Genomic DNA, 7,701 nt, shown 5'->3' with positions numbered 1-7,701 from the left:
CTTCAATAACATTGAGGTTGGCGATATCGTAGAAGCATACGAGCAGGTAGAAGTAAAAAGAAAGTTGTAATCTTAAGGCCGCTTAGGCAGGCCTTTCAAGTGATATAATCCTTACCTGATTTATTCAGGTAAGGATTTTTTGTTTTATCGCCGCCGAAGTTGTTTCCAGATGGCGACTGGGATTAGTCTGGTCAGACTGGTTTTAGTGGACAGGGAATTGCTGAACAATGCTTCAACCTTAGTTTTATTTGCAGGGTCTATCTGGTTTCTGACAAACCAATATTCAACATATTTCTTCTTATATGCTTTGTAATATGCTTTTTCGGAGATCAGCCCATCTATGTAAATCTGGTTGATGATTCTTAATTCTTCGATGAAGTTCAGACCTGATTTATATGCCTTACCACTAACATCTCCGTCATGTTTTCTGAAGTAGTTGAGCACTTTTCCACTGATGTGAACATTACCCTGTTGTGCAAGGTATATCCAGAAGAACCAGTCTCCGGTGAACTTAAAGGATGTAAACTCATTGGGGATATATTGATATTTCTCCTTTCTCCAGACGACCATGCTTGCGTTGAATATCCTGACAGGTACAGAAAGGTACTCTTTAATGAAAGTTTCACCCTCTACTGTTTCTGAAAGCTGCCTGTGCATAGATTGAAAATTTACGTCATTCCGATCATTTACACAGATCGATTGACAGTAACTGATCACACAGTCTTTATCTTTCATTAAAGGTTCCACTAAGGTCTCTAAAAGAGATGGTTCGCACCAGTCGTCACTCTCAGCAATCCAGATGTAGGCGCCGCTTGCTAGTGCAATTCCCTTTTCCCATTGCAAAAAAGGGCTGCCGGTGTTGTTTTCATTAAAAACAGCATGAGTCACTTTCGGGTGTCTGGCATACTTTTTCAATATTTCTCTGCTACCATCCGTGGATTGATCATCTAGCAGGATTATTTCAAAGTCCTGAAATGTCTGAGCCAGGATGCTCTCCAATCTTTGATCGAGGTATTTTGAATGATTGAAATTCGGTACGATGATGGAAACTAATGACATTTGATGTGCTTTCTAATTATTATTCAAAGCGTCTAAATTAAGAGATTAATTAGATTCCATTCTTTCGAATTGCCGTATGGCGTCAAAGACGGGGTCATCATCAGATTTAAGGTTGAGCAAATACCGTAATATTCTAAGTTGTGCTCTACGCTTGGCTTCTGACTTGGCAAACAATAATCGTAATGGGGAAATGATTAACAGGCGAATCTTACTGCTGATATTGTTTGCAAGTTTCTGCCTCAATTTATTTGTAAAGTAATAGTCAAACAAGATCTGGTCTGCTTCCTTAAACCCCGCAAAAAGACTGTCCCTGTAAGCGGTTTGAAGTCTCTCCTCTGGTATGTAGTGCTTGAACGTAAGGTGGTTATCATACACCAGTGTGTAACCCTTCAATATCAGTCGCTGACAGTATTCACTGTCCTCACCAGAAGAGAGCTTTTCTCCCTGTCGCCCAACAAGAAGTGAGGGGAAATTGGCATATATGTCCCTGTATAATTTAGTTCTTGTTCCTAACCCTGCGCCAAAAAGATATCCTCTTGAGGTAACATCGCCGCTTGCTTCACCTTGTTGACCAACTGCGTATCCTTCTTTATACGCGTCGAACCAATCCGGTAGTATACCGGAACTTGAAACGGCGAAGGATTGTCCGCCAACAGCGCCAATTCGGTGGTCACTTTCTAAAAGGTCATATGTTTTTTGAACATAGTCTCTCGACAACCAGTTGTCGTCATCGCAACTAATTAGATATTCATATTTGCACGATCTGGCGCCGGTCGCTAAGGCATAGACCCGTCCTGCCTTAGGTTCGCTGATGACAGATAGACTCGTATTTACAGGTTGAAATTTTGCCCATTCTTTATTTACGACGTCAATGGTGTCGTCGGTAGAAGCATTATCAACAACTATAATCTCCCATTTTACATCCGTTCTAACGGATTGCTGGGCAAGATGTTCAATGGTTCGGGGAAGCCTCTTTGAGCCATTGAAGGTACAGACCAAAACTGATATCCCTTTCCTTATTGGTTGGTCCGGTTTAGAAAGTTGTTCGTCGTGCATTATCTGAGGTGGTTAAACATTGTTTTCAGTGACGCCATGTCGGGTTGGTAGACGTGAAATAAATTCCGATTGACCAGCTGTGCCTTCCATTCCGGTGTTTCTGTGATTGTCACGTGCGATTGCTTAGCCAAAACAAGGGTCCTTTCCTCGGGCGTTGGTAGTCCGCTCACATCAAATATGCTTTTTATGTGTCTTTTTTTCTTGATGCTTTTTACCAAGCGCGGGTTGTTCTGATAGCCAAGGAACCAAATTATTTCCACCTGATCGAGAAAGGGCTCAAGGCTAGACGGTGACAGGCTCGCCTCTATGAACTTCACGCCCAGAGTTTGAAGTTTTTCGAGTTGAAATTTCTGAAAATACGGATATGGTGTCAGAAAACTAACCTCATAATCCAGGCGGCAAAGCATTTCAATCATCTCATAAGTCCTATGCGGATTAATGGCCTGATGGTTAGTAGTGAAATCCTCATTTACAAACATGATGCTAAGCCGTTCAGAATCTTTTTTTGGAAGGGTATAGGGCTTTAAACCGCCGAGCACTTCCGATAGCAATCCGCCATAGCCCAACTTGCGTCTGAGATAACGGAGATAGTCCCAGGGGCTCAGGAGCTGCTTGAACAAGGCTTCCTTGTCTCTGGCGAAGTTTACGTCCTGGTGGATATCGGAAAAGCCACCGGCACTGAATTTGGCTATGATCAGGTCTTCGTAATGCTGTTTAAAGTCCGGATCAGTCCAGCACTGCAAATTTAGGAGATAGTCGGCAAATACCTGATATCTGGTGTCGTACGTATATTTTTCAAATACCGCCCGCGGGTATATGATCGCCTGATGGCAAATATGCTCCTTTGTAAGCTGGTATGCAGAATACGGTTTTGATACACGGGTGCTATCCTTATACACACCGCCGTAATAGATTGTTTTGACGTCTTTGAGGATGGGAAGCATTTGCCTGAAACCTTCCGAGAGCAGATCATCGGCGCCCATAAAGAGGTAAAATTCACCGTTAGCGAGTTGGATGGCCTTATTGACGGCATCATAGATTCCTGAATCCGGTAAACTCACATAATGATCAACGACATTGCTGTTTTGTTCCAGTATTTGCAGGGTACGATCGGTACTTTGGCCGTCCCACACCAAGAATTGAACTTCTGGTGTCTTATACTTGGCAACGCTATCAATCAAATCCTGTAGTGTTGCTTCTGCGTTTTGTACAACTGTGATGATGGTTACCTTGTACGGTTTGTAGAGTGAACTCAGGATCTCTTTTACGTTCTCTTCCTGGTGGTCATATAAAAGTGGCTTCAGTGCAGACAGCGCATTGCCCTGAAGTTTTTCCCAAAGTTCTTCATTGGTATAGAGATCCAGGATACTTTGCTGAAGTGCTCCGACCGTGTTTGCTTCGAGGACATGAATCCCATTTTGGAGATTCATGCCTTCCGTTCCGATCTTGGTACTTACGATTGGAAGTGCATATTCCAGTGCCTGCCCGATCTTACCTTTCATCCCTGCACCATAGCGAAGTGGCGCAACGAAGAGCCGGGAGTTGTTGAAATAGGAGCTAACATCATTTATATAGCCGGTCACGATAACAAGCTCATTGGCAAGAGCGGCAACCTCCGGTGGTGGGTTGCTCCCGACGAGATACACTTTTGTTCCTGGTAAGGCCTGCCACACGACGGGCATGATCTCATTTATGAGCCAGATTACCGCATCCACATTCGGTAGATGTGCAAATCCACCGATAAACATAATTCCTTCCCGCTGCGCGAACGTGTTGCTGCCTGCTTGTGAAACATGTATATTCGGTACTACTTTAACATTTCTGGCCCCGCGCCTGTTCAGTTCCTCTTCCTCCGTTGCGGTTATGGCGATGGTTACATCTGCTGTTTTGGCCAGCGACATTTCCAGCTTTTCAAAAGTATTTGCCTGCTTCTGCACCTTCATTCTCTTGTGCGCATCTTCTAGAAGGTTTGCTTCGCGGCCCAGCCGGACATAGTGTAGGTCCAGGGAATCATAGATCCATTTGATCTTTGGATTGATATTAAAAATGTAGCTGTATTTCTCATTTAGATCGGGACGGCTTAGCCAGCAGATATCTACGCGGGTCAGGCATTGCTTCAGTGCGTTCTTCCATGTTCCTGATCTACCCGTTCTATAGATAACCTCAATGCCGAGTCCATTCAATAAGGTAAAATATGGTTCATTCGCCTTGCCGTTATCGGGGAAAAATATAACCTGGTAACCCAGGCGCTTAAACATCCTGAGCAGATGCAGCATCCGATTTGAACCAGAATCTTTATCATATTGTGGAAGACAGGCGTCGATGACAAGAATTGTCTTGCCTGGAAGCGTGGTACTACCCTCCTCAATCTTCTCTGCAATCTTATTATTATTCATTCAATTTGTATTGATAGATCTGTTTACTACTGCATCTACCATACCAAACTGGTTTTTTCCGAAAACGCTACATCCCCAGGCTTTTTTTCTAGCCGATTTGGCAGTTGTATGTAGCAGATTAAAGACCCATGCCGTTAATGTTCAAAAATCAGTATTTGCTGGTTGGAGCCAGTTCCGGATCGTGAACTAAACTTTCGTCTCTAAGCTGATGATAGCAAAAGGAATATATATTCTAAGTATTTTTACCCGATGAAAAAAACTGTTTCAGTAGTTATACCCAATTACAATGGAAAGAAATTATTAGAAATGTACTTGCCCTCTGTAATTAAAGCCTTGAAAAGCGGTGGTGTAACTTATGAATTGATTATTGTTGATGATTGTTCCAGGGATGATAGTGTGAAATTTATAAGCACTCAATACCCTGGCGTCAAACTGTTGATCAACAAACAAAATAAGGGATTTTCTGCAACCTGTAACCATGGGATAGCCGCGGCTACAATGGAATTGACATTTTTGCTTAATTCTGATGTGCAGTTAACACCGGACTACTTCGACAGCCAATGGAAGTATTTCCAGTTCAGCGACACCTTCGGTGTAATGGGAAGAATCATGAGTAAGGATGGGAAACGGATAGAAGATGCGGCAAGAATACTGTACTACAGTGGCTGCCGGATCAAAGCAAACCGCTTCTATTACAAGCAAAATCCCGACGAACTTTCTTATACAGCGTATCTTTCTGGAGCGAATGCTCTTGTGGACACCAAAAAGCTAAAGGAGTTGGGCGGATTTGATGAAATTTTCTCCCCGTTCAGTTCAGAGGACTCTGATTTAAGTACCCGGGCATGGCTACTGGGCTGGAAGTGTTACTATGATCATTCTTCAGTATGCTACCATCAGGTAAGTGGAAGCATCCGGAAAAACATCAAGTCCAGGTTTGTCAATACCATCTATTTTAGAAACAGGTTCATTTTTCAGCAAATTCATCTGAGTGGGGCACGGTTGACAATTTTGCCGGCCTACATCTGGACTGTAGAGGTATTGGCCAAGTTGATGATCGGTAAGTTCTGGATTTTGGAAAGTTACCGGGACTACTTGAGCAAAGGGAGTCGAATCCGCGCATCCAAGAGCAAGCTGAATGCACTTCAAGCAAAATATGCTTCATCCATCACGCTGGAAGATGTTATGGAGACGATAAATGCGTCCATTGCCGGGCAGCCGATCATTAGAGTTGGTAAATAGACTTCCAGAATTCGTATTAACATTCAATAAAGCCATCGTACAATGGAACTCAATTTCTTAAAACAGATAAACAGTAATTTCGCTCCAGCCTTTACCTATTCCATATGTACGCTTACCACCAGAGTTGAAGAGTACCACGAAATGGTTATTTCATTTCTTGCGGCAGGCTTTACAGAACAGGAGTGTGAATTTCTTTACATAGACAATTCGAAAGGGAACAATACAGATGCTTACACCGGGATCAACTGGTTTTTGTCGCATGCAAAAGGCAAGTATGTTATTTTGTGTCATCAGGATATATTGGTTGACAAAGATAACAGCGATGACTTACGCAGAAAACTTGCAGCACTGGATGAACTCGATCCAAACTGGGCGATCTGTGGAAATGCAGGAGCGGCCGGCCCCAATCATATTGTATACCATATTTCTTACCCGGATAATGTATTTAAAAGCAAAGGGAAGTTTCCGCTGAAAGTCTCTGCACTCGATGAGAATTTCCTCGTTTTGAAGAAAAGTGCATCACTTTCCGCGTCGGCTGACCTCTCAAGTTTTCATCTGTATGCAACAGACTTGTGTTTACATGCGGAGTTAAATGGCTATTCAGCATACGTTATTGACTTCAACCTGACGCATAAAAGTTATGGAAACCGGGACGAAGTCTTTAAACAATCCTGCATTGAATTCAATAGGAAGTACAATCGCTTTTTTCGAAACCGATGGATACAAAGCCCTTCGGCAGTTTTCTTTCTTTCGGGATCAAAGTTGAGGTGGCTGCATGGAAATTTTCTTACCCTATTTGTGACAAGGATGGTAAACGGGATTAAAAAAAGAAGATGATGATGTTAGAGTCTGAGCTGGTTTCTGTTGCACTTTGTACTTACAATGGAGCAGCTTATCTGGAGCAGCAGTTGTCCTCGATTGTTGCCCAGTCTTATAAAAATATAGAGATCATTGTCGTTGATGACGGCTCATCCGACGACACAATCTTCATAGTAAAGCAGTTTTTGGAACAGGATCCGAGAGTCAAGTTGTATTGTAATGCGAAAAACCTCGGCTTTAATGCCAATTTCAGCAAAGCAATAAGCCTTTGTTCCGGGGCATTTATCGCTATATCTGATCAGGATGATGTCTGGATGCCCGAGAAGATAAGTAAGATGGTCGCCAGGATTGGGGAGAATTTGCTGAGCTACCATAATTCCGGGCTGATTGATGCAGATGGAAATCAGCTTGGGAAATCCAGGTTAAGCACACATCGGTTTGTATCCGGGTTCTGCGGTAAATTGTTACTGCTAAATAACTGCGTTTCCGGTCATGCCTGTTTGTTTAGAAGAGAACTGCTCGGGATGGTACCCCCATTGCCTGCAGATTTCTACTATGACTGGTGGCTGGCCTATACGGCTGCATGCACAGGAAGGATCAATTTCAGTGCGGAAGAGCTGGTGTTGTACAGGATACATGGCAGAAGTATTACCCAGCAGGATGCGGTCGCATCTAAGTTATTGAGAATCCATCATTACGAATTGTTCAGAAGCCATCCGGGGACACCGGTGGATATTCGTTTATTCCTGGAAAAGCTTTTGGCGAAGTATATAGACAGTGCATCAAAGTCGTTTTCGTTTGGCCTGTTCTTCTTTATGATCGCACACTATCGTGTACTATTCTATACCAGAAGACGCTCTCTGTTTTCTCATCTTAAATTTATCTGGAGAGAGAGCAGCAACTAATGCTACTCTGCAAAAGTCTGCATATTGATTAATCTCTTATACATCCCGTTTTTGTTGATCAGCTCCGTATGAGTTCCGGTCTCCAAAATTTCACCTTTATCAATCACAACAATTGTATCCGCATGCTGTATGGTACTCAGGCGGTGCGCAATGACGATAGAGGTCCTGTTCTTCATCAGGTTGTTGAGTGCTTCCTGAACAAGTTTTTCAGACTCCGTGTCCAGTGC

At 43.1% G+C, this 7,701-nt stretch carries 6 protein-coding genes and 1 pseudogene; 3 read left to right on the top strand and 4 right to left on the bottom strand.

Annotation, left to right across the window (positions count from 1 at the left end; genetic code table 11):
* Positions 1-144: 144 nt before the first annotated feature.
* From ACKI5J_RS16415 to ACKI5J_RS16405, 3 genes are read right to left on the bottom strand one after another with little or no spacing between them, the layout of a single operon-like run.
* Positions 145-1,059 carry a glycosyltransferase family 2 protein gene (locus ACKI5J_RS16415; protein ID WP_407430570.1) on the bottom strand — a complete coding sequence of 305 codons (915 nt, stop codon included), beginning with the start codon at positions 1,057-1,059 and terminating at the stop codon, positions 145-147.
* A gap of 45 nt (positions 1,060-1,104) precedes the next feature.
* The gene (locus ACKI5J_RS16410) at positions 1,105-2,115 is read right to left on the bottom strand and encodes a glycosyltransferase (protein ID WP_407430569.1); all 1,011 of its coding nucleotides are present in this window, start codon (positions 2,113-2,115) and stop codon (positions 1,105-1,107) included.
* On the bottom strand, positions 2,115-4,511 hold the full coding sequence (locus tag ACKI5J_RS16405; RefSeq protein ID WP_407430568.1) for a glycosyltransferase: 2,397 nt from the start codon (positions 4,509-4,511) through the stop codon (positions 2,115-2,117). The genes ACKI5J_RS16410 and ACKI5J_RS16405 overlap by 1 nt, the downstream gene beginning before the upstream one ends.
* Before the next feature lie 249 nt (positions 4,512-4,760).
* Between ACKI5J_RS16405 and ACKI5J_RS16400 the strand changes: the two genes are divergently transcribed.
* From ACKI5J_RS16400 to ACKI5J_RS16390, 3 genes are read left to right on the top strand one after another with little or no spacing between them, the layout of a single operon-like run.
* Positions 4,761-5,750 (top strand): glycosyltransferase family 2 protein, encoded by a 990-nt coding sequence (locus ACKI5J_RS16400; RefSeq protein WP_407430567.1) that lies wholly within the window; start codon positions 4,761-4,763, stop codon positions 5,748-5,750.
* Between the two features lie 42 nt (positions 5,751-5,792).
* Complete coding sequence (locus ACKI5J_RS16395; protein ID WP_407430566.1) at positions 5,793-6,587, top strand: hypothetical protein; 795 nt, start codon at positions 5,793-5,795, stop codon at positions 6,585-6,587.
* Entirely contained in the window at positions 6,584-7,474 is an 891-nt protein-coding gene (locus ACKI5J_RS16390) for a glycosyltransferase family 2 protein (RefSeq protein WP_407430565.1), read from the top strand. The genes ACKI5J_RS16395 and ACKI5J_RS16390 overlap by 4 nt, the downstream gene beginning before the upstream one ends.
* 2 nt (positions 7,475-7,476) lie before the next feature.
* On the opposite strand, the pseudogene ACKI5J_RS16385 reads toward ACKI5J_RS16390, so the two are convergent.
* Positions 7,477-7,701, bottom strand: a pseudogene (locus tag ACKI5J_RS16385) (ABC transporter ATP-binding protein); the annotation flags it as partial.

The organism is Arcticibacter sp. (assembly GCF_045629565.1).
In the GTDB taxonomy this organism is placed as follows: domain Bacteria; phylum Bacteroidota; class Bacteroidia; order Sphingobacteriales; family Sphingobacteriaceae; genus Arcticibacter.
This window is presented reverse-complemented; position numbering and strand designations above follow the sequence as displayed.